At 63.7% G+C, this 25,585-nt stretch carries 27 protein-coding genes; 16 read left to right on the forward strand and 11 right to left on the reverse strand.

What is annotated here, in order from left to right; all coding sequences use genetic code 11:
• The first annotated feature begins 43 nt into the window (after window positions 1-43).
• Together JMY29_RS17060 and JMY29_RS17065 are read left to right on the forward strand one after the other, a co-directional pair.
• Window positions 44-1,261, forward strand: a complete 1,218-nt coding sequence (locus tag JMY29_RS17060; RefSeq protein WP_189076230.1) for a M20 metallopeptidase family protein — start codon at window positions 44-46, stop codon at window positions 1,259-1,261.
• Window positions 1,262-1,286: 25 nt separating this feature from the next.
• Window positions 1,287-2,579 (forward strand): MFS transporter, encoded by a 1,293-nt coding sequence (locus tag JMY29_RS17065; protein WP_079581952.1) that lies wholly within the window; start codon window positions 1,287-1,289, stop codon window positions 2,577-2,579.
• 76 nt (window positions 2,580-2,655) lie between these two features.
• On the opposite strand, the gene JMY29_RS17070 is transcribed toward JMY29_RS17065, so the two are convergent.
• Window positions 2,656-3,918, reverse strand: coding sequence for an MFS transporter (locus JMY29_RS17070; protein WP_229778643.1), 1,263 nt, complete (start codon window positions 3,916-3,918; stop codon window positions 2,656-2,658).
• A gap of 91 nt (window positions 3,919-4,009) precedes the next feature.
• Window positions 4,010-5,275 carry an FG-GAP repeat domain-containing protein gene (locus tag JMY29_RS17075; protein WP_229778632.1) on the reverse strand — a complete coding sequence of 422 codons (1,266 nt, stop codon included), beginning with the start codon at window positions 5,273-5,275 and terminating at the stop codon, window positions 4,010-4,012.
• A 109-nt stretch (window positions 5,276-5,384) separates the two neighbouring features.
• Between JMY29_RS17075 and trmB the strand changes: the two genes are divergently transcribed.
• From trmB to JMY29_RS17090, 3 genes are read left to right on the forward strand one after another with little or no spacing between them, the layout of a single operon-like run.
• Window positions 5,385-6,290 carry a tRNA (guanosine(46)-N7)-methyltransferase TrmB gene (gene trmB, locus JMY29_RS17080; protein ID WP_039243016.1) on the forward strand — a complete coding sequence of 302 codons (906 nt, stop codon included), beginning with the start codon at window positions 5,385-5,387 and terminating at the stop codon, window positions 6,288-6,290.
• 21 nt (window positions 6,291-6,311) lie between these two features.
• Complete coding sequence (locus tag JMY29_RS17085; RefSeq protein ID WP_018778294.1) at window positions 6,312-6,704, forward strand: hypothetical protein; 393 nt, start codon at window positions 6,312-6,314, stop codon at window positions 6,702-6,704.
• Complete coding sequence (locus JMY29_RS17090; RefSeq protein WP_189076232.1) at window positions 6,704-7,189, forward strand: type II toxin-antitoxin system RatA family toxin; 486 nt, start codon at window positions 6,704-6,706, stop codon at window positions 7,187-7,189. Before JMY29_RS17085 ends, JMY29_RS17090 begins: the two co-directional genes overlap by 1 nt.
• Before the next feature lie 45 nt (window positions 7,190-7,234).
• On the opposite strand, the gene JMY29_RS17095 is transcribed toward JMY29_RS17090, so the two are convergent.
• Window positions 7,235-7,906, reverse strand: a complete 672-nt coding sequence (locus JMY29_RS17095; RefSeq protein WP_189076233.1) for an anti-sigma factor family protein — start codon at window positions 7,904-7,906, stop codon at window positions 7,235-7,237.
• Window positions 7,903-8,400 carry a sigma-70 family RNA polymerase sigma factor gene (locus tag JMY29_RS17100; RefSeq protein WP_064722530.1) on the reverse strand — a complete coding sequence of 166 codons (498 nt, stop codon included), beginning with the start codon at window positions 8,398-8,400 and terminating at the stop codon, window positions 7,903-7,905. Before JMY29_RS17100 ends, JMY29_RS17095 begins: the two co-directional genes overlap by 4 nt.
• Before the next feature lie 151 nt (window positions 8,401-8,551).
• Here JMY29_RS17100 and JMY29_RS17105 point away from each other — a divergent pair, with 151 nt between their 5' ends.
• Window positions 8,552-9,061 carry a COG4315 family predicted lipoprotein gene (locus tag JMY29_RS17105; RefSeq protein ID WP_189076234.1) on the forward strand — a complete coding sequence of 170 codons (510 nt, stop codon included), beginning with the start codon at window positions 8,552-8,554 and terminating at the stop codon, window positions 9,059-9,061.
• A gap of 56 nt (window positions 9,062-9,117) precedes the next feature.
• Window positions 9,118-9,321 (forward strand): hypothetical protein, encoded by a 204-nt coding sequence (locus tag JMY29_RS17110; protein WP_055972672.1) that lies wholly within the window; start codon window positions 9,118-9,120, stop codon window positions 9,319-9,321.
• 105 nt (window positions 9,322-9,426) lie between these two features.
• Here JMY29_RS17110 and JMY29_RS17115 read toward each other — a convergent pair whose 3' ends face one another.
• Window positions 9,427-10,275, reverse strand: coding sequence for a DMP19 family protein (locus JMY29_RS17115; protein WP_189076235.1), 849 nt, complete (start codon window positions 10,273-10,275; stop codon window positions 9,427-9,429).
• A gap of 165 nt (window positions 10,276-10,440) precedes the next feature.
• Here JMY29_RS17115 and JMY29_RS17120 point away from each other — a divergent pair, with 165 nt between their 5' ends.
• Window positions 10,441-13,890 (forward strand): DEAD/DEAH box helicase, encoded by a 3,450-nt coding sequence (locus tag JMY29_RS17120; RefSeq protein ID WP_189076236.1) that lies wholly within the window; start codon window positions 10,441-10,443, stop codon window positions 13,888-13,890.
• 25 nt (window positions 13,891-13,915) lie between these two features.
• Here the strand turns inward: JMY29_RS17120 and JMY29_RS17125 are convergent, their stop codons facing one another.
• From JMY29_RS17125 to JMY29_RS17145, 5 genes are all read right to left on the reverse strand, one after another.
• Window positions 13,916-14,164 (reverse strand): hypothetical protein, encoded by a 249-nt coding sequence (locus JMY29_RS17125; protein WP_229778633.1) that lies wholly within the window; start codon window positions 14,162-14,164, stop codon window positions 13,916-13,918.
• 92 nt (window positions 14,165-14,256) lie between these two features.
• Window positions 14,257-15,435 carry an MFS transporter gene (locus tag JMY29_RS17130; RefSeq protein ID WP_039243025.1) on the reverse strand — a complete coding sequence of 393 codons (1,179 nt, stop codon included), beginning with the start codon at window positions 15,433-15,435 and terminating at the stop codon, window positions 14,257-14,259.
• On the reverse strand, window positions 15,432-16,097 hold the full coding sequence (locus JMY29_RS17135; RefSeq protein WP_189076238.1) for a GntR family transcriptional regulator: 666 nt from the start codon (window positions 16,095-16,097) through the stop codon (window positions 15,432-15,434). Before JMY29_RS17135 ends, JMY29_RS17130 begins: the two co-directional genes overlap by 4 nt.
• A gap of 111 nt (window positions 16,098-16,208) precedes the next feature.
• A complete protein-coding gene (locus JMY29_RS17140) occupies window positions 16,209-17,009 on the reverse strand; it encodes a GNAT family N-acetyltransferase (protein WP_018778283.1) in 801 nt (266 codons plus the stop codon).
• Window positions 17,010-17,198: 189 nt separating this feature from the next.
• Window positions 17,199-17,549, reverse strand: a complete 351-nt coding sequence (locus JMY29_RS17145) for a hypothetical protein (protein ID WP_018778282.1) — start codon at window positions 17,547-17,549, stop codon at window positions 17,199-17,201.
• A 107-nt stretch (window positions 17,550-17,656) separates the two neighbouring features.
• Between JMY29_RS17145 and JMY29_RS17150 the strand changes: the two genes are divergently transcribed.
• On the forward strand, window positions 17,657-18,307 hold the full coding sequence (locus JMY29_RS17150; RefSeq protein WP_189076239.1) for a CG0192-related protein: 651 nt from the start codon (window positions 17,657-17,659) through the stop codon (window positions 18,305-18,307).
• Between the two features lie 203 nt (window positions 18,308-18,510).
• A complete protein-coding gene (locus JMY29_RS17155) occupies window positions 18,511-18,933 on the forward strand; it encodes a hypothetical protein (protein ID WP_055972688.1) in 423 nt (140 codons plus the stop codon).
• A gap of 62 nt (window positions 18,934-18,995) precedes the next feature.
• Here the strand turns inward: JMY29_RS17155 and JMY29_RS17160 are convergent, their stop codons facing one another.
• Window positions 18,996-19,316 (reverse strand): DUF3040 domain-containing protein, encoded by a 321-nt coding sequence (locus tag JMY29_RS17160; protein ID WP_227453578.1) that lies wholly within the window; start codon window positions 19,314-19,316, stop codon window positions 18,996-18,998.
• A gap of 271 nt (window positions 19,317-19,587) precedes the next feature.
• Here JMY29_RS17160 and JMY29_RS17165 point away from each other — a divergent pair, with 271 nt between their 5' ends.
• From JMY29_RS17165 to JMY29_RS17190, 6 genes are all read left to right on the forward strand, one after another.
• On the forward strand, window positions 19,588-19,992 hold the full coding sequence (locus JMY29_RS17165; RefSeq protein ID WP_229778634.1) for an L-asparaginase family protein: 405 nt from the start codon (window positions 19,588-19,590) through the stop codon (window positions 19,990-19,992).
• A 480-nt stretch (window positions 19,993-20,472) separates the two neighbouring features.
• Complete coding sequence (locus JMY29_RS17170; RefSeq protein WP_310587406.1) at window positions 20,473-22,014, forward strand: aldehyde dehydrogenase; 1,542 nt, start codon at window positions 20,473-20,475, stop codon at window positions 22,012-22,014.
• 14 nt (window positions 22,015-22,028) lie between these two features.
• Window positions 22,029-22,991, forward strand: a complete 963-nt coding sequence (locus JMY29_RS17175) for a PDR/VanB family oxidoreductase (RefSeq protein ID WP_209783749.1) — start codon at window positions 22,029-22,031, stop codon at window positions 22,989-22,991.
• A 40-nt stretch (window positions 22,992-23,031) separates the two neighbouring features.
• Window positions 23,032-24,015, forward strand: a complete 984-nt coding sequence (locus JMY29_RS17180) for a VOC family protein (protein WP_189076242.1) — start codon at window positions 23,032-23,034, stop codon at window positions 24,013-24,015.
• Window positions 24,002-24,796 carry an alpha/beta fold hydrolase gene (locus JMY29_RS17185; protein ID WP_189076243.1) on the forward strand — a complete coding sequence of 265 codons (795 nt, stop codon included), beginning with the start codon at window positions 24,002-24,004 and terminating at the stop codon, window positions 24,794-24,796. Before JMY29_RS17180 ends, JMY29_RS17185 begins: the two co-directional genes overlap by 14 nt.
• Window positions 24,793-25,536, forward strand: a complete 744-nt coding sequence (locus JMY29_RS17190) for an SDR family oxidoreductase (protein WP_055972697.1) — start codon at window positions 24,793-24,795, stop codon at window positions 25,534-25,536. Before JMY29_RS17185 ends, JMY29_RS17190 begins: the two co-directional genes overlap by 4 nt.
• Window positions 25,537-25,585 lie beyond the last annotated feature (49 nt).

Below are 25,585 nucleotides of genomic sequence, written 5' to 3' on the forward strand. Positions count from 1 at the left end.
AAATGGCATAAGGAACACATCACCTTATGGATCAGGAGACTTCATGACACTCGCCGCCGACGCCAAAGAACTGCAAGGGGACATCGTCCGCCTCCGCCACGACCTCCACCGCGAACCGGAGATCGGATTGCAGCTCCCCCGCACGCAGGAGAAAGTGCTCAAGGCGCTGGACGGACTTCCGTACGAGATCACCCTGGGGAAGGAAACGACGTCGGTCACCGCAGTACTGCGGGGAGGTGCGGCCCACGCTTCGGCTGAGAAGCCCGTGGTCCTCCTGCGCGCCGACATGGATGGTCTCCCCGTGCAGGAGAACACCGGCGTTGACTACACCTCCCGCGTGGACGGCGCGATGCACGCCTGCGGCCACGACCTTCACACCTCCATGCTCGCCGGCGCTGCCACCCTCCTGGCCGAGCGCAGGGAGCAACTGGCCGGCGACGTCATCCTGATGTTCCAGCCGGGCGAAGAAGGCTTCGACGGTGCCAGCTACATGATCAAGGAGGGCGTCCTGGACGCCGCGGGCCGACGCGCGGACACCGCCTACGGGATGCACGTCTTCTCCTCACTGGAGCCGCACGGGCAGTTCGTCACCAAACCCGGAGTCATGCTCAGCTCCTCGGACGGCCTCGTGGTGACCGTGCTGGGCGCGGGGGGCCACGGTTCAGCGCCCCACTCCGCCAAGGATCCCGTCACAGCCGCCGCCGAAATGGTCACCGCACTGCAGGTGATGGTCACGCGGCAGTTCAACATGTTCGACCCCGTCGTCCTGACCGTCGGCGTCCTGCACGCCGGAACCAAGCGCAACGTGATTCCCGAGACCGCCCGGATCGAAGCCACCATCCGGACCTTCTCCGAGGAGTCCCGCCGGAAGATGATGGAAGCAGTACCCCGGCTGCTGCACGGTATTGCCGCAGCCCACGGCCTGGAGGCTGACGTGCATTACCAGGAGGAATACCCCCTCACCATCAACAACGACGACGAGACCGCCACCGCCGAAAAGGTCATCGCCGGGATGTTCGGCGAGTCCCGGTACACCCGCATGGCCACTCCCCTGAGCGGTTCGGAGGACTTCTCCCGCGTCCTCGCCGAAGTCCCCGGCACGTTCGTGGGCCTCAGTGCCGTCGCTCCCGGAGCCGACCACACGACGTCGCCGTTCAACCACTCCCCTTACGCCACGTTCGACGACGGCGTCCTCACCGACGGTGCAGCGCTGTATGCAGAGCTCGCCGTATCCCGCATCGCAACCCTCTCCGGCAACTAGCCTCCCCACCCCCTTGGAGAATCACATGACCACCACCGTTGGAACGTCCACGGACGTCAAGGCCCACAAGTCGCATGTGCGGACATTGGTCGGCACCGGCATCGGCAACGCCGTCGAGTGGTACGACTGGGCCATCTACGCCACGTTCTCGCCGTTCATCGCGAGCGCGTTGTTCAGCAGCGCCGACCCCACCTCAGCCGTGCTGTCCACGTTGGCGATCTTCGCCGTCGGGTTCGTTGCCCGGCCGTTCGGCGGGTTCGTGTTCGGCTGGATCGGTGACAGGATCGGCCGCAAGACGTCCATGACCGTCGCTGTGGCACTCGGAGCTGTGGGCAGCCTGCTGATCGGTGTCGCGCCCACGTTCGAATCGGTCGGCGCCTTCGCCTCGGTGATGTTGCTGGTCGCCCGGCTCATCCAGGGCCTCGCCCACGGTGGCGAGCTGCCGTCGTCGCAAACGTACCTGTCCGAGATGGCACCCAAGGAACACCGAGGCTTCTGGGCGACCCTCATCTACACCTCCGGCACCGCCGGAATCCTGGCCGGGACGCTGCTGGGCGCCATCCTCACCGCTGTCCTGAGCAAGGGCGACATGAGCGCCTGGGGTTGGCGCATCCCGTTCCTGATCGGCGGCGCACTGGGCATTTACGCACTGTTCATGCGGGCCAAGATGAAGGAAACCGAAGCGTTTGAGGCCGAAGCTCCGCAGGAGAAGCGCCTGGCCATCTGGCCGCAGATCGTCAAGTACCGCAAGCAGGCCCTGCAGGTCATCGGCCTCACCGTTGGCCTGACGGTTGTCTACTACATCTGGGGCGTCGTGGCACCGAGCTACGCCGCAACCTCGTTGAAGATGGACCGCGGCGCGGCACTGTGGGCCGGCGTCATTGCCAACGTGGTGTTCATCGCGGCGCTGCCGTTCTGGGGCAAAATGTCGGACCGGATCGGACGCAAGCCGGTGCTGATCGCCTCCTCCGCTGGCGCTGCTTTGCTGCACTTCCCCATGACGTGGCTGCTCAAGGACTCGCCGTGGCAGTTGGCGGTGTCGATGTCCGTGATGCTGTTCTTCATCGCCGGCAGCGCAGCGATCGTCCCTGCCGTGTACGCCGAACTGTTCCCGACCCACATCCGCACCATCGGCGTCGGCGTTCCGTACTCCATCTGCGTGGCGGTCTTCGGTGGCACGGCCCCGTACCTGCAGACCTGGCTCGGCACCATCGGACAGGGCTACCTCTTCAATGTGTACGCCGTGATCCTGCTGCTGGTGGGTATCACGTTCGCTGTCTCCATCCCGGAGACGAAGGGCAAGGACCTGACCGTCTAGCTACTTCGTTGCGAGGCCCGCTCTGCGCGCTATTCCCAAACCCGGGCGGTGGGGACGCAGAGTGGGCCTCGCAACGTTAAACGAAGCGGTCGCGGCCGGCCCGGTAGCCGAAGAAAGCCGCGAGCGAACCGACCACCAGGAACAGGATTCCCGCGGCTGCGAACCCGCCGGTGGCCTGGTGGAGTTGCCCCACCATGAGAGTGCCGACCGAACCAACCCCGTAGCCCACGCCCTGCATCATTCCCGAAAGGTGCGCGGCCGTGTGGGCGTCGCGGGTGCGGACCATGATCATGGTGAGGGCCACTGCTGTGAGCGAGCCTTGCCCCAGTCCGTTGAGGCCCGTCCACACCCAGATCAGTTCAGTGGGACCGAAGATCGTCAGTGCGAAACCACCGCCGGTCATCAACGCCACCACCATATTGATGATCCGCTGATCCTTGAAACGCGTCGCCAGGGCCGGGGCAAACAGGGAGCCGAGCATCTGCAGCACGATCGACACCGAAACAATGAGCCCGGCCGTTGCACCGTCGATGCCCCTGTCGCGCAGGATCGGAGCCATCCACGCGAACACGCTGAACGACATCATCGCCTGCAGCACCATGAACATCGTCACCTGCCAGGCCACAGCCGATTTCCAGACGTTCACGCCACCATGGACGGCTTGGTGCCTTACCGACGGTTGCCTGACGGCCAGCGGCAGGAACAGCAAAAGCACGACGGCGGCAGGCACCACCCAGAACCACAGCGCCGAAGTCCACTGGCCGGTTGCCGTAAAGACCGGATACGTGAAGCCCGCGCCCAAGGCCGCCGACGCGCAGATCGCTGTGGTGTAGAGGCCGCCCATCAAGCCGAGGCGGTGCGGGAAATCCCTCTTGACCACGCCCGGCAGGAGCACGTTGCACAGCGCAATCGCAGCACCACAGGCCGCCGTGCCCGCGAGAAGCCCCGGGAGATGGCCCACTCCGGGTACGTCCACGGGCCTGAGCAGCAGGCCCGCAGTGAGGACAGCCATGGCGCCCAGGAGCACCCGTTCCGCGCCGAACCTGCGGGCCAGAATGGGGGCAAGGGGCGCGAAGACGCCCAGCAAAGTGACCGGCACCGTGGTGAGGACCACCAGCGACCAACCCGGCAGACCGGCGTCGGACGTTATTTCCGGAAGGACCGCGGAGAAGCTGGAGAAGACCGTGCGGAGGTTCAGCCCGATCAGTACCAGGCAGATGCCCAGGTAGGCCAGTCCTCTCCTGCCCCGGAGCTGCGTGGGGCCGGCGGCCGGTTCTTCATCGATCTCTGCATCGGCCGCAATCTCGGGCAGGACGGATTTCTCTGGGTAGCCGGGCATCTTCGAGGAGGTCACACGTCCTATTCTGTCAGCCACGTTTTGGGGACGCGTGATGGGGTCATTGTGACCAGCGCGAGACATCAGTTGCGGGCTAGATCAGGGTGTCGAAGTAACCCCAGCCCACGCCTATGTGCGTGTTTCCGAACAGGCCCGCTCCGAACTCCGAATTCAGGAAGAGCCGCATATCGCCTGTCTCGTCGATCGCCACAATGTCATTGAGGGGTTTCAGGGCCGAGTACCGGTTTCCGTAGAGCGGTTCGTAGACGCCGGCTCCGCTGATTTCGGTCATGAGCTCCCAACCGTGGCCCGCGATCGACGGCGGCTTCCAGCCACCGTTTCCGTCTGCGGGGTACTGGTGCAGGATGCCGGCGCCGTCCCTGGCATAGATGTCCACAGCGCCATCGCCGTCGGTATCGCCGGGGGTGGCGATCTTGTTCATCACGTCCCAGCCGGTCCCGACTCGTGATGGCGTCAGCCATCCGCCGTCGCCGTCTCCCGGGTACAGGTAGAGGTCGCCGGCGAAGTCCCGGGCCAGGACGTCGTTGTTTCCGTCACCGTCGAAGTCCCCCGGGCCAACGACAGTGTCAAAGAAGTTCCAGCCCCAGCCAACTTGCCTGGGCGGAAGCCAGCCGCCCTCCCCATCGCCTGGATAGATGTGCAGGGTTCCAGCGCTGTCACGGCCCAGGAGGTCGTTGTTTCCGTCGCCGTCGAAATCACCGGTGGAGAAAACGATGTCGAAAATGCCGAAGCCCCGGCCAACCACTCTTGGTTCTTCGATCGTGTGGTTGTAATAGGTGCACCCGGCGCCGGAAGGACACATTCGGTATTCGGACGTATAAGCATGCGGATAGAGGACCAACGTGCCGTCATCCGTGCGGCCCAGGAGCTCGAAGTTGCCGCGCCCGGTCCAGCCCATGGAACGGCTGGAGGCGGCGATCGGAGCTGTTTCATCGCTCCGGAAAACTTCCTCTTCGGAGCACACGCCGTGGGCTGTGAACGAAATACGGTTTCCACGGTCTTCGGGGAGCAGTTTCAGGGATTCGCCTTGGCGCCCGGCAGGCAGTGGCTCGCCGTTGCTCAGCCATTCCATGACGAAGCCCTGCGGGGCCTCAGCTGTGGGCGGGCACACCTGCAGCCCATGGTCGGCGCTGCCGATGGTCAGTTCGGAACCCACGTAGGGCATGCCGAAGATTGGCGGAACCCAATCCTGGTAGTCCGCTGCAGCGGGAGCCGCCCCCAAGGTCGTCGTGCCCAACAACAAGGCGCCCAGTGCCGCCGACTTGAACGCAAATGACCGCAAGCTTCCCATGCTTCCCCCAAGACCAGTGAGCGCCTCCAAGACCAGTAAGCGCGTCATTGGAGCCGAGCCTAACACTCCCCTTATTTTGATGGTGATGCTTCGTCCAAAGACAAGCGCCCGCCCCCTCGGCAGAGCCCCCTGCCCGAACCCAAGTATTCTGGAAAGGATGAGTGAAACCCCAGATTCCCCGCGCCCTGTCACCCCCGGCAGCCAGGCTTCCTTCGGTACCTACGGTGGTCGCCCGGTCAGTTTCGTGCGCCGCGGCACACGCCTGCAGGGTCGGAGGCAGGCGGCTTGGGAAGAGCACGCGGAGCGCTGGGCCATCCAGGTCCCCCGTCATGTCGCCAACACCTCCGTGCACCCGGATTACACATTCGACGCCGAGGCTGTCTTCGGGCGGAAGGCGCCCTTGATTGTCGAGATCGGTTCCGGACTGGGCGACGCCGTGGTTCACGCCGCCGAGCAGAACCCGGACAAAGACTTCCTTGCCGTCGAGGTTTACACACCCGGGCTGGCCAACACCATCATCAAGATCAACAGCCGGGGCCTGACCAACGTGCGCGTGGTGGAAGCCAACGCTCCCGAGGTCCTCGAATCGATGCTGCCTGCAGGGTCGGTCAGCGAACTATGGGTGTTCTTCCCTGACCCCTGGCACAAGGCACGGCACCACAAGCGCCGTCTCATCCAGCCGGCCTTCGCCTCCGTTGCTGCCAAAGCCCTCCAGAAGGGCGGCTACTGGAGGATCGCCACGGACTGGTCCAACTATGCCGTGCACGTCCGGGAAGTCCTGGCGGGATCCACGGAGTTCGAGAACATGCACGAAGGCGAGCGCAGCGGCGAGGAGAGCCCGTTGACGCAAGTGTGGCAGTCCGGCGTCGAATCCGTTGTAGGCGGTGCGCCCGTCAGGGAGGGCCGGGCGCCGGTCAGTACCGAGCACACCGGCCCGAATGAGGGAGTGGACGAAGAAGGCGGCTGGGCTCCCCGGTTCGAGGGCCGGATCCGCACGAGCTTTGAGAACAAAGCGCACGAGGCCGGGCGTATGATCTTTGACCTCACGTACCGCAAGCTTTAGCCAACGGACTTTGGGGGAATCATGAGCTACCAGCCACCGATCGACTACTACCAACAGCCGCAGAGACAAGGCACCCGGGGTCTGGGCGCCGGCATCACCAGCATCGTCTCCGCAGTTTTGTCGCCGATTGCCGCGGTGGTCAGTATTCCCCTTGGGCTTGCGGCCATCGCCTCGTCACTAAGCCGTTACAACCCGGATAACGACGCCTGGTGGATCGGAGCCCTGGTTCTGGCCGGGGTGGCCGTCCTGCTGTCCATTGTGGCCGTCATCAGTGGCCTCATTGCCGTCTTCCGGGCCGGGCGTATGAACGCCGGACGCATCACTGGAATCATCGGGCTGGCGATCATGGCGGTCAACGTCTTCGGCATTGCCTTCATGGTGTTCCTGGTACTCGGATCAGGGCAGGGATTCTGATGCCACAGGTACGCGCGGAACGCTTCATCCGTTTGGATCCTGAAACAGCTTTTGCCCTCTCCCAGACAACCGGCGCGTTCCGGCTCAAGTGGGATCCGTTCATTTCCGCGCAGGCATTCATGGATGGTGCCCAAGCAGCCGGAAAGGGTGTGCGGACCCGGACCGTTTCGCGCATGGGATTGAAGATGGTCAGCGAATACGTCTCCTACGCTCCCCCGCGAAATGTGGGCATGACCATGGTGTCCGGTCCGTGGTTTTTTGAGAACTTCGGCGGCGGCTGGCGGTTCACCCCGGACGACGGCGGCACCCGGGCAGTCTGGAAGTACACCTTTTCGTGCCGGCCGGCTTTCATCAAGCCCGTCGCCGAGAGAGTCGGCGGTTGGCTCCTGGGCAGGGAGATCGAACGACGGATCGAAGCGTTCGCCCGTGCTTGCGAGGACCCTGCGTTGGTGGCTGAGTTGAAAGCCCAAGGCGCCGGCGCCTAGCTTCACCACACCTGGTTTCAAGACACCTGGTTTAGGGCACCTGGTTTAGGGCACCGAAATGGAAGCCACCGTCTTCTGGGCCTCGTCACGAAGCTCAACCCCGGCGATCCCCGCCAACTGAACGGGTGTGGCACCGGTGATCTTGATCCGCCCACTCGGCGTGGCCGTCCAGCCGCAGGTGCGCTCTTCGGCGCCGTCGCGGCCCTTGACCCAAAGATAGAGAGTGCCCTCAAGCGGCATGCTCCGGCCCTCAACTTCAAGCTCAGTGCCCCAGGTCTTCTTGACCATGTCCACCGTCAGCTGCAAACCGCCGTCCGACTGCACCGAATAGCTGGCATCCGGTTTCGGAGGCTGGTTCAACAACGGTCCGGCCAGGAACCCGACCGCGAGGCAAGCAGCGGCGACAGCGCCAACAAAAGCTGCCCACCGGCGTCGTGATTTCCGCCTTCGGACCGCCAGATCAACCAGGACCTTTTCCGGGAGCGGCTCCGGTTCCATTGCCAGCGGTGCAAGGGGTGCGGCCCCGGCGGCTGTGAGGGCCACCGCGTCGGCAGCGGGCACGGCGTCCAGGAGTGCAGGCAAGCTGGCGAGTTCTTCCAGTTCACCCCGACAGTCAGCGCATGATTCGAGGTGCTCCTCAAAGATGCGGGCTTCGCCGGGTTCCAAACCTCCCAGAAGGTAGGCGCCCAGCAACTGGTGGACGGAGTTGCCGTTCATCGTTCCACCCCCATTTCATCGAGGATTGTTCGGAGGGCCTTCACTGCGTAGAAAGCCCGGGATTTCACTGTCCCGGCCGGGATGTTCAGCTGAAGCGCCGCCTCCACCACAGTGAACCGTTGATAGTGCAAGGCCACCAGGACCTCCCGGTGCTCGACGCTGAGCCGGAGCAACGCCTCTTCCATGAGTACCCGGTTCAGGAGCTCGTCCACGCGTTCGGCGGCTGCGTTGTCCGGGAGGTCGTATTCCCCGGTCTCGTGCGGACGCCTCTGGGCTTTGCGGTAGTTGTCGATGATGACGTTCCGCGCTGTCCGGAAGAGGTAGCTGCGCAAACTTCCCGTGATCTGTGGTGCATGCTGCCAAACCTTGAGGATGGTTTCCTGCACGACGTCGTCGGCCTGTTGGGTGTCCGAGGTACAGCTGATGACAAACCTCTTCAGCGCCGTGCCGTGATCGCGGTAAATCGCAGCCACCACGTCTTCGTCCAACGGCATCGGCACCTCCCTCGTCCTGTTTCCGCAGCCCTTCGCCTATACGACGCGCCGAGCCCCAAAAAGGTTCAGCAAGCATGAACCATTCTCACCCGTCCGGCGTCGTAGGGGTTAGCGCCGGCCCTCCCGACCGGCTCGTCTCAAGGAGCTGGACATGAAGAACAAAGTTGGCTTTGGATTGGGTGCATTGATCGTTGCGGCAGCACTGGCGGGGTGCGGCGGCGGTTCGGGAACAAGTACTTCCGCTCCCCCGTCCGCGGCGTCCTCTTCCCCGGCCGCCAGCACCGCAGCTGGTGCTGAGATGAAAACGGCGTCGTCCAGCGCGGGGCAGATCGTGGTGGACAGCAAAGGGATGAGCCTCTACTTCTTCACAAAGGATGTGAAGGACTCGGGCACCAGCGCGTGCACCGGCGCCTGCCTGCAGGCCTGGCCCGTCTTCACCACGACGTCGGACGCGCCCGGCGTTGAAGGCGTCACAGGAACGGTGGGAACCATCGCAACGCCTGACGGGAAGAAGCAAGTCACCCTCAACGGCCTGCCCCTGTACTACTACGCCAAGGACAAAGCAGCCGGCGACGTCACCGGACAGGGCGTGGGCGGCGTCTGGTACTTGGTCAGCCCGAGCGGGGAGATGATCAAGGGCGCCGCGGCATCCGGATACTGAGCCCGGTACGGTTTCGCCCGTCCGTTAGACTGCCATTTACTCATGGGGGAGGGAAGATGGCAGCGAAAAACACAGCGAAGACACCGCCAAACCTGGGATTCCTTGCATTGCAGGAGGTCGCTTGGACTTTGGGGCTCATAGCCATGGCCATCAACGCGGCAAACCGCGGCTTTGACTGGATCTGGATCGGCCTGCTCGTCTGCTGGCAGGCTTCCATAGTTTGGGGTTTCGTCAAGCTCAGCCGGGCCAGGACAAGCTAGCCCCAGAACGCGGGAGCACGTCCAGAACGCCGGAGCGCGCCGAAATCGCCGGAGCGCCACGGCGAATCCGCAGCGCTCCGGCGTTTTCGGCTACATACGGGCGGTTTAGGCGTCCGCGAATTCCTCAGACTCTTCGAACTCCACGGCCGCGATGATTTCCTTCGTCTCCGGGTGGATCATGAAGGCCTCGTCGTCGTCCTCGATCATGAGGTAGTCCCCGTGGTCGGTGGAGAAGTGCCAGGCGAGGGTCTTCACGCCGTCGTGCTCGTAGTTGGGATCGCCCATGGTGATCTTCTCCAAGGAGTAGCCGGCCACGTCGCACAATTCGCGGATGATGACCTCGAACTCGGGAGCGTTGGCGAGTGCTTCCTCTTCTGCCTCTGCCTGGCGCTCGGCCAGGTCCGGGATTTGGGCCACACGGGCAGCGATGTGTTCCTCGATCTCATCCTCGGAAAGAACCAGGAGCTCGGACTGGTCGCGCAGGTAGGCAGCGTTGAGATCGATGATGTCCTCTTCCTCAAGCAAGGCTTCGAACTCGCCGTCGAGTTCGTCCAAGGCCACAACCGCGGGAACGGGAGTCTCGGACTCATCCAGTTCGCCGTCCAGGTAGGCCTCTGCTTCCTCTTCCGTCAGCGCGTCAAACGCCGCAGCCGTTCGGTTGAAGAGATCCAGGTGCCGCTCAGCGCCCATGGCTTCGAGCCCGGCGCGGACATACGCATCAACTTCCTCACGCTCCGGCGCGGTGAAGACGTACTGGGCGAAGCCGCCGGACAGCGCTTGCGTCAGGTAGAAATCCACGAAGTAGCTGTTGAGCGCAGGGAACGCGATTTCGTCGCTGTTGAGGAGCTCCTGGTACATCTGGTTCACGACGTTGACGTTGGAATCCACAACATCCGCATTGCCGGCTTCGAATCCGGTCTTGTTCAGGACGACGGGGTACTCGTTGGTAGTCATGGGGAATCCTCACTGCTGAAAGCTGATGGTGCTCCGGACACTTTCAACGTACGCGTGGGAGCGGCGCGGCAATCGAGGTTGAGGTTAACGGAGGGCGAAGTTTGGGAGCTGTTTTCTGCTGACTAAGATTGAGCAGATAACCTCCTGCCGAAAGTAGCCCGACGCATGCCGTCCCACACAGACGAATCCTGGGAACTGGCCATTCAGACTCCTGCCATTAACGACCGCTCCCTGGCGGCCGGACTGGCCTATGCCATGGGCAGCCGCGTGAGCGGGATTTCCTTCGACGCGGCAACCGGGCTCCTCCTCGGCAAGGTTCGGGGCAGCGGCCCGCAACCCTATTCGACGTCGGCCAAACTGGTCCGCAAGCCCGCCGGCTGGAGCTGCACTGTGGGTATCTGCAGTTGCCCGGTCCGGAAGGACTGCAAGCACGTCGCCGCGCTGCTCTTCACCGCCGAGGACCACCCCACCATCCGTTCCCAGCTCCTGTCGCAGGCGCCCGGAATCCAAACGTCGCGGCACGGCGCCATGGAACAGGGCGGCTCGGCCCGGCCTGCCTGGGAACAAGCCCTCAACAGGCTGATCGCCAAGCCCGGAACCGCACCCAGCGCGGCAGGAATCCCGCTCGCCCTCCAATTCGAAATTGAAGAGCCCGCGGCCCACTTCTCCTACACAGGACGCCGCGACCCCATGCGCAGCGTCCGCCAGCTCAAGGCCCGCCCCGTCATGATGGGCGCCAAAGGCAAATGGATCCGCGGCGACGTGTCCTGGAACAACCTCAGCTACATCAGCTTCCGGCGCGAATTCAATGAAGTCCACGTCGAGTGGCTCCAAACATTCCTGGCCGCGCACGGTTCCAGCAACGGACGCCAGCAACCCTCCGGGGCGATGTGGCTGAGCCTCAACGACTTCGCCGCCAAGAACCTGTGGACCCTCCTGGCCGACGCCGCGAAAGCCGGCATCCCCCTCATCCACTCCGCTGGGAGCGAGCCTGTTCGCGTCGAGACCCAGTCCGCCGTCGTCGGACTTAGTTTGGCGCGCCTTGACGCGGACGGAACCGAAAGCACAACGCCCGACGGCGGGCTGCAGCTCGCGCCGTCCGTCACCTTGGGCGGGGAAGCGGTGGACCCGGGAACCGTTGGCTTCCTGGGAAAGCCGGCCAACGGCATCTTCTTCACCCACGCCGGCGACACCCTGCCCGGCGTGCCACAGCAGAAAAACCTGATCACCCTCGCACCGATCGAGGGCGGCATCAGCGACGAGCTGCTGGAATTCGTCACCGAAGGCCAGACACTCCAGATCCCGGCCGAAGACGAAAGCCGCTTCCTCACCTCGTTCTACCCCAAGCTGCGGCAATCGACGCCAGTGCAGGCCGCTGACGAGTCCGTCGAACTGCCCACCTTGGCGGTCCCCACCCTGTCCCTGCTGGCCAATTACGGCACCGACCACAAGGTTCGGCTGCACTGGGAGTGGCACTACAAGTCCGGCACCCTCGTCACGGCCCAGCCACTCTGGCGCCACCCCGACGACCGCGGCTACCGCGACGATCCCGAAGAAGCCCGCATCCTGGAGTCACTCGGCCGGCCGTGGGACGTGGTCCCGGCTCTCGCCGAGTCCGCCACCGGCGGCTGGGGTGCTCCGCGCCTGGCAGCTACCGCTGAACTGGGTGGACTGGACACACTGGCATTCACGGAAGAGGTGCTGCCCGCGCTCAAGGACCTGCCCGACGTCGTCGTTGAAACATCCGGCGACATCGCCGACTACCGCGAAGCCGCCGAAGCACCCGTTGTGTCCATCTCCACCAAGGAGACGGCCAGCGGCGACTGGTTCGACCTCGGTATCGTCATCACACTCGAAGGCGAACCCGTCTCATTCGCCGCCGTGTTCTCGGCACTCGCAGCCGGGATGAGCCGCATGCTGCTGCCCAGCGGCGCCTACTTCTCGCTGGATCTGCCCGAACTCCACCAGCTGCGGGCCCTGATCGACGAAGCCCGTTCCCTGCAGGACAACCCGGACAACAAGGACGGCACCCTGCAGATCAGCCGCTTCCAGGCCGGGCTCTGGGACGAGTTGGCGCAGCTGGGGATCGTGGATGAACAGGCCGCCGCGTGGCGCGAGGCTGTAGGCGGACTGCTCGACGACGGCGTGACCGGACTGCCGCTTCCGGCCGGACTTAACGCTGAGCTTCGTCCGTACCAGCTCGAAGGTTTCAACTGGCTCAGCTTCCTGTACAAGCACAGCCTCGGCGGTGTGCTTGCCGACGACATGGGCCTGGGCAAGACCGTGCAGGCAATCGCGCTGATCTGCGCGGCGAAGGACCTGGCCGCTGAGACAGCGACCGCTGCGCAGGGTGCCTCTGCTGACGTGATCCCCCGGGCTCCCTTCCTGGTGGTTGCGCCCACCAGTGTTGTCAGCAACTGGGCACTTGAAGCGGAGCGCTTTGCCCCGGGGCTGGTGGTCCGCACCGTTGGTGAGACTTTCGCGAAGAGCGGCATGGCGCCGTCGGAAGCACTGACGGGTGCCGACGTCGTCATCACCTCCTACGCGCTCTTCCGCATTGACTATGATGCCTACGCCTCGTTCCAGTGGGCCGGGCTGATGCTCGACGAGGCCCAGTTCGTGAAGAACCACCAGTCCAAGGCGTACCAGTGCGCTCGGAAGCTCCCGGCAAGGTTCAAGCTGGCCATCACGGGTACCCCGCTGGAGAACAACCTCATGGAGTTCTGGGCACTGACCTCAATCGTGGCACCGGGCCTGTTCCCGAGCCCCAAGAGGTTCGCCGAAAACTACCAAAAGCCCGTGGAGAAGAACGGTGACTCCGCGCAACTGGGCAAGCTCCGGCGTCGTGTCCGTCCGCTCATGATGCGCCGCACCAAAGAGCAGGTCATCAAGGACCTGCCGCCGAAGCAGGAACAGGTCCTTGAAGTGGTGCTGAACCCGCGGCACCAGAAGGTCTACCAAACGCATCTTCAGCGCGAACGGCAGAAGATCCTGGGACTGATCGACGACGTCAACAAGAACCGCTTCACGATCTTCCAGTCCCTGACCCTGCTCCGGCAGCTGAGCCTGGACGCCTCGTTGGTGGATTCCTCGCTGTCCGGTGTGCGCTCATCCAAGCTCGACGTGTTGTTTGAGCAACTGGAGGACGTGATCTCCGAGGGCCACCGCACGCTGATCTTCAGCCAGTTCACCGGCTTCCTTGGGAAGGTCCGTGAGCGCTTGGACGAGGAAGGCGTGGAGTACTGCTATCTCGACGGCAGCACCCGCAACCGCGGCGACGTCGTGAGCGAGTTCAAGAACGGTTCAGCACCGGTGTTCCTGATTTCGTTGAAGGCCGGCGGCTTCGGGCTCAACCTGACCGAGGCGGACTACGTGTTCCTGCTGGATCCTTGGTGGAACCCCGCGTCGGAGGCACAAGCCGTGGACCGCACGCACCGCATTGGACAGGCCCGGAACGTGATGGTCTACCGGCTCGTCGCGAAGGACACCATCGAAGAGAAGGTCATGGCGCTGAAGGCCAAGAAGTCGCAGTTGTTCGCGGATGTAATGGAAGGCGACGCGTTGGCCGGCGGATCGTTGACCGCTGAGGACCTGGCTGCGCTGTTCGCGGAGTAGGGGCGGGGCGCTGTCAGGTGCGATTTCATGCATTCTCCCGGCCGGCGCCTGCCGGAGTCCCGGTGACCGTGATGTCCACGTCTTCATCTACGCCGAAAAGCCGTTGCCCGACGCCGTTGATGTAGACCCATATTCCGCTGCCGTCCGGCATGACCGCCACGACCAGTCCGGGGGTGGGGACACCACCGGCGTTCCTGACGTCGACTTCATCGCCCGGCAGGAAGTACTCCCACGCCTTGTAGTACCGCACCGGCAAGGCATCCGGATCTGCCATCCCGAACACTGTGCATTTCTCCACTGGGAACCGCCCCCTTACTTTCCCGCCTAATGAGCAGTGCGGCCAAGGGGCAGAACGTGACGGCGAAATCAGTCGTCCAGTCGGACACCCCGCAGCAGCAGCATCGTTCCGCCCACGGCAACTGCGGACGCCAGGAACACTCCCGCCGCGCCCATTCCGACGGCGACAACACCGATGGCGCTGGGCAGCACCACTTGGCCAACCCTGTTGCCCGCCAATCTCAAGGCCAGCGCGCGACCCCGTTGGCCGGCGGGGGCCTGCGCTGAAAGCCACGACATGGTCAGGGGCTGCCCGATTCCCAACCCCAGGCCCAGGAACGCCATGACAACGAACAGCAGCCACGCCGGCATCGGAATGGCCGCCACTGCCAGGGCCACGGTGGAGATGGCCAGGCTCAGGACCAGCAGCTTCATACGTCCCAGCTTGCGCGACATGCTGCCGAGGCCGATGCGGGAAACCATGGAGAACAACGCACGGACAGTCAGCATCAGACCCACGGTGGCCGCCGTCAGGCCGCGTTCGGCACCGAGGGCGGGAAGGTAAACGACGGTCAGGTCGACGACGGCCAGAACCGTCGCGCTCGTGGCAAGCGCCCGGGCGACGCCCGGTGTTCTCAGCAACGCGATCGCCCCGCCCTTGGGCGCGTTCCTGGCTTTGGCCCTGTTTGTCCGGCCGCTGACTTTGCGGGAAATCACGAACGTGGTCAAGAACAGCACCAGGCTCATGCCGACCGAAAGGATGAAGATGGCCTCGGTGTTCGGGTGCACGGTCGCGCCGCCCACCACTGAGATGGCCAACGGTCCGAGGGCCTGGCCCAGTGAGGCGGCGAACGTCAGATACCCGAATGCCGAGTCCAGGCGCGACGACGCCGCGTTGTTCGCCACCACCGCCTGTTGGCCTACCACGCACGCCAATTGCCCCGCCCCAAGAAGCGCTGTGCCGGCCACCAGCGCAGCCACCGACGTTCCCCAAAACAGCAGGAAAGCAGAACAACCAAGAACGACGGCGGCCCCGATCGCCATGAGGCGGCGCTCACCCAATCTGTCCACAAGTCCGCCGATTGGCAGCGCCAGCAGCAACGGGAAAACCGCATAGCTGGCTGCGAGGACACCCAACGCAAACGGCGGAACATCAAGTTCAAGGGCCCGATAGGTGGCAGCAGGGCGGACCAGGAAGGTCACTGCCTGGATCAATGCCGAGTGGACAAGCAGTGCCGTGGACGAGCGTCGGCCCAGTTCGCCGATCATTGGACGTCGAGGCCCTTGTGGGAAATGACCCGCAACGTCTCGTGGCGGGCACCAATGACGTGGTCGAAGGCAACCCGGGCCGCCTTCTCCGCGTCCTTGGAGGCAATGGCGTCCACCAGTAGCCGGTGATTGGCGAGCGCCTCTTCACGACGTTCGGGGGCGTTGTTGGTGAAGTACCGGTACCGTTCAACCTGGCTGGCGATCTGCTCATGAAAGCGCTGTGCCCAGGAGTTCCCGGCGATTTTGGCGATCGCGGCGTGCAGGGCAACCCCGTACTTCATGGCTTCATCAGCAAAGTCCACCAACGCGGCATTGCGGGCCACGATCCCTTGAAGCTCTTCGAGGTCCTTTGCAGTGGCATTGGCGCATGCTTCCCGTGCCATGAGGGACTCCAAGGCGGCCCGGACGTCGTACAACTCGGAAATGGCTTTCTCGTCCAGCAGCGGAACAAGCACTCCACCAGTGGGTTGCTGCTCAAGCAGGCTTTCGGAGATCAGCCGACGGATCGCTTCCCGGAGCGGGGTCCGGCTGACCTGGAGCTCCGTGGCCATTGCCGGCTCGTAGATGCGTTCACCTGGTTTGAGTTCGAGGCTGAGGATTCGCCGCTTCAGCTCGTTGTAAACGAGGTGCGCTCCAGTGTTCCGGGGTTGTGGATCTGCCAAAATTGCCGCCATTGTCCAGAAGGTCGTCCAGAAGGTCGTCCAGAAGGTTGTCCAGAAGGTGTACTTGTATACATCTATACATTGCAACCGTCACCCAAAGCAATGCGGAGGTCAGCCGCGCACCCAGCGGTACGGCGTCGTCGTCGAAACCTTAACCAATCCCGAGCGTTCCAGAATCGGGCGTGAGTACTCGGTCGAGTCGCTCTGGATAAATGCTTTGCCCTGAGCCAATGCTGACTGGGCGCGGCGGGCAGTGAGTGCCCGGTAAACCCCGCGGCCACGCCACTCCGGACGGGTTGCACCTCCCCAAATACCGGCAAATTCGGTTCCGGCCACGGGATCGAGGCGCCCGGCACTGATGACGCGACCCTCCGCCTCGGCGACCCACAGTTCCATGGTGTCGTCCAGTGACATCCGATGCAGCAGGGCATCAGCCATGTCGTTCGAAACCGGCTCGCCGAAGACTTCATCCTGCATCGCTGTCATCGCCCGCACGTCCGGTTCGTCGACGACGCGACGCAACGTCACGCCGTCGGGAAGCGGCACGTCCGCACTCAACGCCTGGGCTTCGCCGATCATGATCGACTCAGGCGGATCAGCGGTGAAGCCCATATCGACAAGTGCTTCGTGGAGTCCCGGGGCGTGATCATGCCCGCGCGTCTTCCACTCGACCCGGCTGATTCCGGGCTGGTCTTCGAAGAAGGCGATCGCTTCAGCAACCAGGCGACGAATGCCGTCCCTGTCCGCCCCGCCCAAGTCCCGGTAAGTGATGAACCCGCGCCCACCCATGAATGTGGCCAGCCGGAGCGGACCATTCCCGGTGACCGTGAGGGCGTCCGAAGTCTCCGCATCCGTGCGAAGCTGCTGGTCATAGGCTGCGAGAAGGCGCTTTTTTGCGTCGGGTTGGGTCATTCGGAGAGCCTACTGCAACCGTTCCGGAACTTGGGTAGCCCGGTTCGTTGGATCGCTGCCAAAGATGCCGCGCGCCGCATCGAACGTGCAGCCACGCATCGAAACGGCTGGCGTGGGCGCAGCAAAAAACGCTCCCCCACCATCAAGCCCGCGGGAGCATCAGGTGGGAGAGCGTTGGAAGCGGAAGTACTACTGTCCAGCGGTGCAGAGCTGGCCGAACTTGGCTCCGGCTTCCTGGAAAGCGGTGGTCAGTTCACCCATCCGTTCTTCGTTCGGGTTCTCCTTGGACTGCTCGTCCAGGTATTCGAGGATGGCGGTGACCACGGGCTTCATTTCGTCGGACGCCACGGACTCAATTGGCCGGACAGCGTTCGCTGCACGGGTGGAAAGGGTCCGGCTCGGGTTTTGCGAGATGCCGCCGGCCGCGGCGACGTTCACGCGGTCGCAGGTTTCCTTGGTGGTCAGCTGCTGCTGAGCGGAACAAGCGGAAGCCGAGACAAGCAGCCCGGCAGCGATCAGGACAGTGGTGAGTTTCTTCATGATTCCCTCAGTGGTCGACGTCCCTTTGATTGTAAACAGAGCAGAGCCGAGCCCACGCATCGAACCCTGCTTAGAGACAGGATCCGGGCTGCCCTAGGCTGGGGGACATGGCGATCATACACAAAGCAAACCTGTCCCCCACCAAGCTCGAAATCATCGCTGACTATCTGCCGGCGCAGCCGTGGTTCATCCAGGACGGCACCCCGGAACTCATCGGCGCCTACCGCTTCGACGATCCCGCCGGCGAGGTCGGCCTCGAAACACATGTGGTGGCTGCGGGCGAGCGGATCTACCAGGTTCCCCTCAGCTATCGCGGACACGAGTTGGGTGGCGCCGAGGAATGGCTGATCGGCACCATGGACCATTCGGTCCTCGGCAAGCGCTGGGTCTACGACGCCTGCGCCGACCCTGTTTACGTCAAGGCCCTGGCCACGGCCATCCTCACCGGGCAGGAAGAGGCGGCCCTGCTGGTAGAGGGCGAGCCCGAACCCCGCCCCAGCAGCGTAACGGTCAAGGGCAGCGGAACGCTCGACGGCGGCGTGCCCGACTTGAGTGCCTCGGCGCCGGTATCGGGGAGTGGCGTGACCATCATTAATGCAGGCGAGCTGCGGTTGAAAGTGACCCGGGTGCTGGATGTGGCAGCAGACGCTTCAGCGACCACCGCTGCGGCACCGGAACTTCACCACGAGCTGATCCTGAGTGGACAATGGGCCGGCCTGGAGAAGCCCGTGGAGCTGGCCGCGGTGATCCGGGACTAGCTTGCCCCTTCGGATGTAACGCTCCTTCCCGGTTACCACGGGCCTGGCCACTGCCCCCGGGTTTCGGCTGCAGCGCTGCGCCGGGTACCCGGGATTTCTCCCCTTGGCGGGCTGGGTAACCGGGCAGGAGCGCTGTACCTGTTGCGTGCCGCGCCCACGGCGTAGGCTGGCTCACGGGGCCATCTCTCCGTTAGGGGCGCACAATGTACAAACCGCAGAGCATCTTTCCTGCAGTCCAGGATCTTGCGCGGGAATGGGTAACGCACGCGGCAGACGGAACCAGCTCACAGAGCGACGCCGTAGTGCGCTGGGCTTTGGCCAGGATCAACCACGCCGATGTCCCTTCCGTGGTTCATGGCGTCATGCTCACACTGACCGGGAACAAGAAGACAGCCAAAGAAGCCCAACGCACCGCTGCCAAGGCCGTGAAGAGGGCTACGCGCGCATTGTCCCGTCAGACCAGGAAACCCACCCCACGCCCCTGGGGCTGGTTGATTGCGCTCTTGGCGGGCGTCGTCGGTGCCGGCGCCGTCCTGGCATGGCGGACGATGATGCCTCCCGGCGAACCTGAGCCTGTCAAGAATCCGGAGAACCCGGTTCAGCCACCTGTACCGCCGGTTCCCTGACGTCCTGCGTCTGCGGGCTCCACGGTCCGCCGATTGCCGGACCGCCTGGCCATTTGGCCACGCTAAGCCGCGGGGCCTTGTCCATGCCGGCCAACGCGCCGCCGGAACGGCGTCCCGGCAAATAGCAGATACGCGCCTGATCCAGCCAACAGGAAGCCCACCACACCCAGCACCAACAGTTGGGTGATGATCCCGGCGATCACCATGACGAAGCCGCAAAGCACGGCAAGGACCCCAAAGGTCGTGCGGGCCTTCGCTCCCCGAAGGCGGCCCGACATCAGCTCATGCGCGAGGTCTGGATCTGTCGCAGCCAAGTCCTGCTCCAGTTCTTCCAGGCTCCTGCGCTCTTCATCCGACAAGGACACCGGACTCTTCCTCACCACGCGAGCAGGCTTGCCTGTCCTGGCATCGCTGCTCATTTACCGGCACGGACGCTGCTTGCCGTGCTCTGACTTCATTATCTTCCCGATCCGGCCATCCAGCCACTGCCCCGGCAGGCCGGAATCGGGCCATGAGTCACGGGTGAAGGGGTCGCGGACCGGAGGGTGAAAAGTAGCGCACAGACACGGCGATACAGTGGCAGACTGAGTGGGTGTTCTCCTGACCATTCCCACAACGGACAACGAACCACTGATCGGAAGGTTGCGTCTTCCCATGGCCCACAAATCGACCGTCACGCCGACTCCCAAAGCAAAGGTTCACGCCCCACGAAACCGCAAACGCGGGCGAACACTGTTGCTGATTGCAGCTGGCCTCGTCGCCGGGATAGCAGGCGGGGCTTTCGCTGTCCGGATGCTGGTGCCACCCGGCGAACCCGAGCCGGCCAGGGACCCTTTGCGCCAGCCCCCGGAGATCCTGCCCCGGGAAGAGCCGGTAGAGATCTCAACGAGGATGCGACCGGGCGAATGGACTGAAGAGTCGCTTCAGGCCCACATTGAAGACTACCGGCGCCGGATCCGGGAAATGGGCGCCAAGGAGTCACAGATCATTACCAACGTGGAGCGCACGGAAGCGGGCGCTGCGCGGGTAGTGGTCAGTTGGGACCGGACCCGGGACTAGCTCCCTTTCCGACGCACGTCCCCGGATTCAAGGGACGACGACGACAGTCACCTCCACGTCGCCGCTAGCCTTCGCGCCCTCGCGCCGGGGCCTTTGAGGCCCTGCCCTGCCGCGCCCTGCCCTCCCGTACCCTGCCGCGCCCTGCCCTGCCCTGCCCTGCCCTGCCCTGCCCTCAACCAGCGAACCCTCAGGCGCTGCTTGCCCAGATGAGCGCCCGCAAATAGCCGCGGCGCATCGTCACGAATTTGGCACGGTCGCGCCTTTACCGTGCCAAACCCCTGCCCCGAGCCGGCCGTCGAAAATCCACCGAAGAAAACGCATGTTGACCTCCATCACAAAATCCGCAAGAATCGGTCAGGTCAAAAGATCTTAGTACTAAGACAATTGGTACTGAGTAAATTTGCGTAAAGCAAAACCGTTGAGCCTGCCCAGGCAGTGGACCTCCCCTTTCGCACCATCAATGACGGACGGAACTCGATCATGAACCCCGACAAAACCGGAGCTGCGCCGAGCAATACGATGCGCCCCTCCCCTGCAACACCCGATGAGATTTACGTCGGAGGCACGTGGCGGCAAGGAGCCGGAAAGCTCATCGAGTCAATCGATCCAGCCACGGGCGCGTGCTTCGCAACGTTGCACGGAGCCACGGTCGATGATGTCGATGCCGCCGTCCAGGCAGGCTTGAAAGCGGTCGAGAACAGTGGTTGGGCGCGGATGCTCCCCCACGAACGGGCCTCAGTGCTGCATCGGATCAGTGACGCCATCCTGGGCAATGCGGAAAGAATTGCTGAGCTGCAGACCCTCGACACCGGAAAGACGCTCGCTGAAACCCGAGCCCTCGCCGTCAGCGCCGCGGGCACCTTCCGCTTCACGGCGGCTGCCTTGGAAACGTTGGAGGACGCTCTGACTCCCTCCCGCGGCGACTACCTCTCTGTTTCGATGTACGAGCCCGTGGGCGTGGTGGGTGCCATCACGCCGTGGAACTCGCCGATCGCCAGCGACGCCCAGAAGGTTGCGCCAGCCCTTGCGGCAGGCAACGCCGTGATCATCAAGCCCCCGGTGTGGGCGCCTTGGGTTTCGCTCCTCTTGGCCCGAATTTGTGACGACGCCGGCCTGCCGCCCGGGCTGCTCTCCGTACTGCCGGGACCGGGACGGACGGTGGGTGACGCTCTGGCGCGCCATCCGCAGGTCGGCAAGATCTCGTTCACGGGCGGCACCTCCACCGGACGGACCCTGGGCGCGGTTGCCGCTGAAAAGATCATGCCCATCACGTTGGAGTTGGGCGGCAAGTCGCCCACGATTGTGTTCGCCGATGCCGATCTTGACCAGGCCGTGGCCGGCATCCTGTACGGAATCTTCTCTTCGACCGGCCAGAGTTGCATTGCCGGTTCGAGGGTCTTCATCCAACGTTCGATCTTTGAGGAAGTCCTGAACCGGCTTGTCGATGGGGCCAAACGGCTCCGCGTTGGTCCCGGTTCCGATCCTGCCACGCAAGTGGGCCCCATGGTGACGCACGAGCACAGGGACAGTGTGGCTGCCATGGTGGACGCTGCGTGGCGGGACGGGGCCACTGTGCTGTGTGGTGGCGGGCCTCCGGAAGATGAGGCGCTGCATGCCGGAGCCTACTTCCTGCCAACCATCCTGAGCGGGGTGTCGAATTCGGCCGCCATTTGCCAGGAGGAGATCTTTGGACCGGTGGCAGTGGTCCTGCCTTTCGACGACGAAACCGACCTCGTCCGGGAAGCAAACGACACCGTCTTTGGTCTCGCGTGCGGTGTTTGGACGAGCGATTATCGCCGCGCATGGCGCACAGCCAAAGCCATCCAGGCGGGAACGGTGTGGATCAACACCTACAAGCAGTTCAGCATTTCGACGCCGTTCAGCGGGTCCAAGGAAAGCGGGCTGGGCATCGAAAAGGGCCGCGAAGGCATCCGCTCCTATATGCGGCAAAAGAGCATCTACCTGGACCTGTCCGGAAAGCCCATCGACTGGGCGGCCCAGCAACCCGCCGTCGAACAATAATGAAAGGCACTTCAGTGAGCACCAGCCCTGCACGCCGCACTTTGCGTGTACACCAGAAAAAGTGGGAGGCCGACGGCGTCACCAGCCTCACGTTGACCGACCCGTCAGGAGCCCCTCTTCCCTCGTGGGTTCCCGGGGCACACCTGAGCCTCCGCCTTCCCAATGGACTCACCCGGGAATATTCACTGTGTTCGGATCCGTCGAGTTCAACGTCATGGACGGTGGCCGTGCTCCGCACCCCCGACTCCCGTGGTGGAAGCAAGTTTGTTCACGAGAACCTCCCAGTGGGCTCGTTGCTTGACGTGGAGGGTCCCCGGACGAACTTCTCATTGGAGGAGGCCGGAAGCTACGTACTGGTGGCAGGTGGGGTGGGCATAACGCCAATCATCGCCATGGCCCGCCAGCTGGAAAGTGATGGCGCGGACTGGTCTCTCCTTTACACTGGCCGGTCCAGGGCCACCATGGCGTTCCTGGATGAAATAGCCGGCATGCCGCAGGACCGTGTGACAGTCCATGCGGATGACGAAGCCAATGGCACCTTCGCGGATATTGCCGGTGCGGTAGGTTCCCTCGACGCAAATGCGCTCGTCTACGTGTGTGGTCCGGAACCTCTCATGAAAGCCGTTGAAGCTGCCCTCGAAGACCCCTCCCGGCTCAGGCTGGAGCGGTTCAAGGCCCCGGTCCCTGCTTCCGCGACCGCCGAGGAGAGTACCGGCTTTGATGTCGTGTGCAAGAGCACCGGCCAGCGCATCACTGTCGGCCCCGACATCTCGGTCCTGGATGCCCTCAACCAGGCCGGAGTCGACGTCCCGAGTTCCTGCACGGAAGGAATTTGCGGCACGTGCGAGGTGGGTGTCGTCGAAGGCGACGTCGACCACCGGGATTTCCTCCTGAGCCCAGCCGAACAAGCCGAAAGCAGATCCATGTTCGTCTGTGTTTCCCGTTGCCGCTCACGGGAGCTCGTCCTGGACCTCTGATCCTCAATCCGCCCACCCAACTCAATCCGGAAGGTTGTCCATGACTTTTTTCGCCGCTGAACCCGTATGCAAGCTCCGATCGCTCCGATCGGTTTCCCTCAAGGTCCCCCGGGCCGTCGCAGCCAAGGATTTTTACCATGAAGTCTGGGGCCTCTCCACCGTGGAGGAAGACAGCGACAGGTTCTGGCTGCGGGGAACAGGTTCGGACCACCACATACTTCGCCTGGAACAGGCCGAGCAGAACGGGCTCGGCTCCATCTCGTTCGCCCTCTCCACTCCACGGGACGTGGACGTCGCGGCAGTCAAACTCGCAGCCCTTGGCATTCCGCTGTTCCGGGAGCCCGGTCCCCTGGATGACGCAGCCGGCGGCTACGGGCTGCAATTGGTGGACCCCGAAGGGCGGCTGCTGGAACTGTCCGCGAACGTCCACGCAGTGGTCTCACAGGAACCCGGCGGCAGGCGCGCCCTGCCGCGGAAAATTGCCCACGTTGTCCTGAACACGGTGGACATTGATCGTGCCACCGATTTCTATACGCAAGTGCTTGGCATGCGGATCTCCGACTGGTCGGAGCACCAAATGGCTTTCCTCCGGTGCAATGCCGAGCATCATGTCATCGCCTTCAACCAAGCGCCGTGGTCCTCCGTCAACCACGTTGCCTACGAGATGCAAAGCATCGACCACTTCATGCGCGGGATAGGAAGCCTGAAATCGCACGGTATCGCCCCGCAGTGGGGGCCTGGCCGGCACGGCCCCGGCGACAATACCTTCTCCTACTTCACCGATCCAAACAACCTGGTTTGTGAATACACCTCGGAAGTTGCCCAAGTGAATGAAGACAGTTGGCTCTGCCGCACATGGAGACGAACCCCTGAGCTGTCCGACCAATGGGGAACCGCGGGACCGCCCACGGCAACCGTCCGCAGTGCAATGGCGGGCATTGCCGATCCCGGGTACCGCGACTTGGTACAGCCTGAATCCGGTGACTATTTCCTGAGCATGGAGGCTGTCCATGCCACCCACTGACAAGGCCATGCGTTGGATGTCGTCCGAAGGCATATCCATTGAAATGCGCGGTTCCGGGGTCCCGGTCCTGATGATGCACGGGATCGGCGGCAACGCCAACTCATGCGCCCTCCTGGCGGAACGATTGAGCAACAACGGTTACCGCACCATCTCCTGGGACGCGCCAGGCTACGGTCAATCCACGGACGCGTCCGTCCACGACGACCATGTGGACGTGGCGGCTGCATTGATTACGGAGCTGGGCAGCGGTCCCGTCCACGTCTTTGGCACGTCATGGGGTGGCGTCATCGGCACGCAGATGGCAGCACGGTATCCGGAGCTGGTGCGCTCTTTGGTCCTTGCCAGCAGCACCCGAGGGTCCTGCCTGACGAAGGAATCGGCGGACAGAATGCTCAAACGGATCAATGAACTCCGCGACGTCGGACCTGAAGTTTTTGCCGCCAGGCGCTTCCGCAGATTGGTCTCCCCCGTGACGCCGACGACGGTGGCCGACACCGTGCGCCGCGAGATGGCGGCGGTCCGCCTGCCGGGATACTCGGCAGCGGCGCGGATGATGGCCCGGACCAACAACACAGTTGTCCTGACTGCGCTCAAAGTCCCTTCCTTCGTCGTCGTCGGCCGGGACGACTTCGTCACGGGCGTCGAGGAGTCCCGTTTGGTGTCAAAGCTCATCCCTGGAGCCGGGTTCGAAATCCTTGAGGATGCAGGGCACGCCGCACTGCAGGAGCAGCCCGGGCTGATGGCCGACGCCGTGCTCCGTTTCTGGGCGGGCCAGGCATGAGCCGGCTCGTTGTGGTCAGCGGATCCGGCCGGGGGCTGGGATTCAGCATCGCCGAACGGCTCGCCGTTGGAGGGGACCACGTTGTGCTCGCCGAGAAAAGCCCGCAATTGGCAGAATCGGCCCAGGACACTCTGCGATCGCGGGGCCTCTCGGCAACAGCGATCATCACGGACATCTCCGATGCCTCCTCCGTCTCAGCGCTGGCCACGGCTGTGGAAAGACTGGGGGGCGCTCACGCCCTGGTCAACAATGCGGCGCTTGCCGACGGGGTGGGAGGGGACGCGTTTTGGGAACTCGATGACGACTTCTTCCAACGGGTCATGACCGTCAATGCCTTTGGCACGTGGTTGATGAGCAAGCATTTCTATCCGCAGTTAGCGGTGAAATCCGGCAGTTCCATCGTGAACATTGCCTCGGACGCTGCGCTGTATGGCTCACCCCGGCTTGTGCACTATGTGGGGTCGAAGGGAGCGGTGCTGTCCATGACCCGGACGATGGCCCGCGACGCCGGCCCGGCCGGCGTCAGGATCAATGCCGTGGCTCCCGGGCTGACCCGGGTGGAAGCAACCGAACGGGTCCCGGCTGACCGCTTCCAGCTCTACCAGGACCGCCGGGTCCTGGCCCGGGAGCAGACTCCTGACGATGTGGCCGGCGTGGTGCAGTTCCTGATCTCGGATTCAGCAGCTTTCATTACCGGCCAAAACATCGTTGTTGATGGCGGATTCGTCATGGGTCAGTAGCCAGCGCAGTGAGGACCCCCTTGAACATCAAAAAGAAGGAGAACCGTAC

The organism is Paenarthrobacter nicotinovorans, assembly GCF_021919345.1.
In the GTDB taxonomy this organism is placed as follows: domain Bacteria; phylum Actinomycetota; class Actinomycetes; order Actinomycetales; family Micrococcaceae; genus Arthrobacter; species Arthrobacter nicotinovorans.

Bases quoted from the DNA above. Each gene is read 5' to 3' on its own strand.
- JMY29_RS17145 (WP_018778282.1), bottom strand. From the start codon at position 17,549: ATGAAGAAACTCACCACTGTCCTGATCGCTGCCGGGCTGCTTGTCTCG.
- JMY29_RS17085 (WP_018778294.1), top strand. From the start codon at position 6,312: ATGAGCTACCAGCCACCGATCGACTACTACCAACAGCCGCAGAGACAA.
- JMY29_RS17185 (WP_189076243.1), top strand. From the start codon at position 24,002: ATGCCACCCACTGACAAGGCCATGCGTTGGATGTCGTCCGAAGGCATA.
- JMY29_RS17090 (WP_189076232.1), top strand. From the start codon at position 6,704: ATGCCACAGGTACGCGCGGAACGCTTCATCCGTTTGGATCCTGAAACA.
- JMY29_RS17120 (WP_189076236.1), top strand. From the start codon at position 10,441: ATGCCGTCCCACACAGACGAATCCTGGGAACTGGCCATTCAGACTCCT.
- JMY29_RS17165 (WP_229778634.1), top strand. From the start codon at position 19,588: ATGGCCCACAAATCGACCGTCACGCCGACTCCCAAAGCAAAGGTTCAC.
- JMY29_RS17180 (WP_189076242.1), top strand. From the start codon at position 23,032: ATGACTTTTTTCGCCGCTGAACCCGTATGCAAGCTCCGATCGCTCCGA.
- JMY29_RS17065 (WP_079581952.1), top strand. From the start codon at position 1,287: ATGACCACCACCGTTGGAACGTCCACGGACGTCAAGGCCCACAAGTCG.
- JMY29_RS17150 (WP_189076239.1), top strand. From the start codon at position 17,657: ATGGCGATCATACACAAAGCAAACCTGTCCCCCACCAAGCTCGAAATC.
- JMY29_RS17170 (WP_310587406.1), top strand. From the start codon at position 20,473: ATGAACCCCGACAAAACCGGAGCTGCGCCGAGCAATACGATGCGCCCC.
- JMY29_RS17115 (WP_189076235.1), bottom strand. From the start codon at position 10,275: ATGACTACCAACGAGTACCCCGTCGTCCTGAACAAGACCGGATTCGAA.
- JMY29_RS17155 (WP_055972688.1), top strand. From the start codon at position 18,511: ATGTACAAACCGCAGAGCATCTTTCCTGCAGTCCAGGATCTTGCGCGG.
- JMY29_RS17190 (WP_055972697.1), top strand. From the start codon at position 24,793: ATGAGCCGGCTCGTTGTGGTCAGCGGATCCGGCCGGGGGCTGGGATTC.
- JMY29_RS17105 (WP_189076234.1), top strand. From the start codon at position 8,552: ATGAAGAACAAAGTTGGCTTTGGATTGGGTGCATTGATCGTTGCGGCA.
- JMY29_RS17130 (WP_039243025.1), bottom strand. From the start codon at position 15,435: ATGATCGGCGAACTGGGCCGACGCTCGTCCACGGCACTGCTTGTCCAC.
- JMY29_RS17095 (WP_189076233.1), bottom strand. From the start codon at position 7,906: ATGAACGGCAACTCCGTCCACCAGTTGCTGGGCGCCTACCTTCTGGGA.
- JMY29_RS17060 (WP_189076230.1), top strand. From the start codon at position 44: ATGACACTCGCCGCCGACGCCAAAGAACTGCAAGGGGACATCGTCCGC.
- JMY29_RS17075 (WP_229778632.1), bottom strand. From the start codon at position 5,275: ATGACGCGCTTACTGGTCTTGGAGGCGCTCACTGGTCTTGGGGGAAGC.
- JMY29_RS17125 (WP_229778633.1), bottom strand. From the start codon at position 14,164: ATGGCAGATCCGGATGCCTTGCCGGTGCGGTACTACAAGGCGTGGGAG.
- JMY29_RS17140 (WP_018778283.1), bottom strand. From the start codon at position 17,009: ATGACCCAACCCGACGCAAAAAAGCGCCTTCTCGCAGCCTATGACCAG.
- JMY29_RS17070 (WP_229778643.1), bottom strand. From the start codon at position 3,918: ATGCCCGGCTACCCAGAGAAATCCGTCCTGCCCGAGATTGCGGCCGAT.
- JMY29_RS17100 (WP_064722530.1), bottom strand. From the start codon at position 8,400: ATGCCGTTGGACGAAGACGTGGTGGCTGCGATTTACCGCGATCACGGC.
- JMY29_RS17110 (WP_055972672.1), top strand. From the start codon at position 9,118: ATGGCAGCGAAAAACACAGCGAAGACACCGCCAAACCTGGGATTCCTT.
- trmB (WP_039243016.1), top strand. From the start codon at position 5,385: ATGAGTGAAACCCCAGATTCCCCGCGCCCTGTCACCCCCGGCAGCCAG.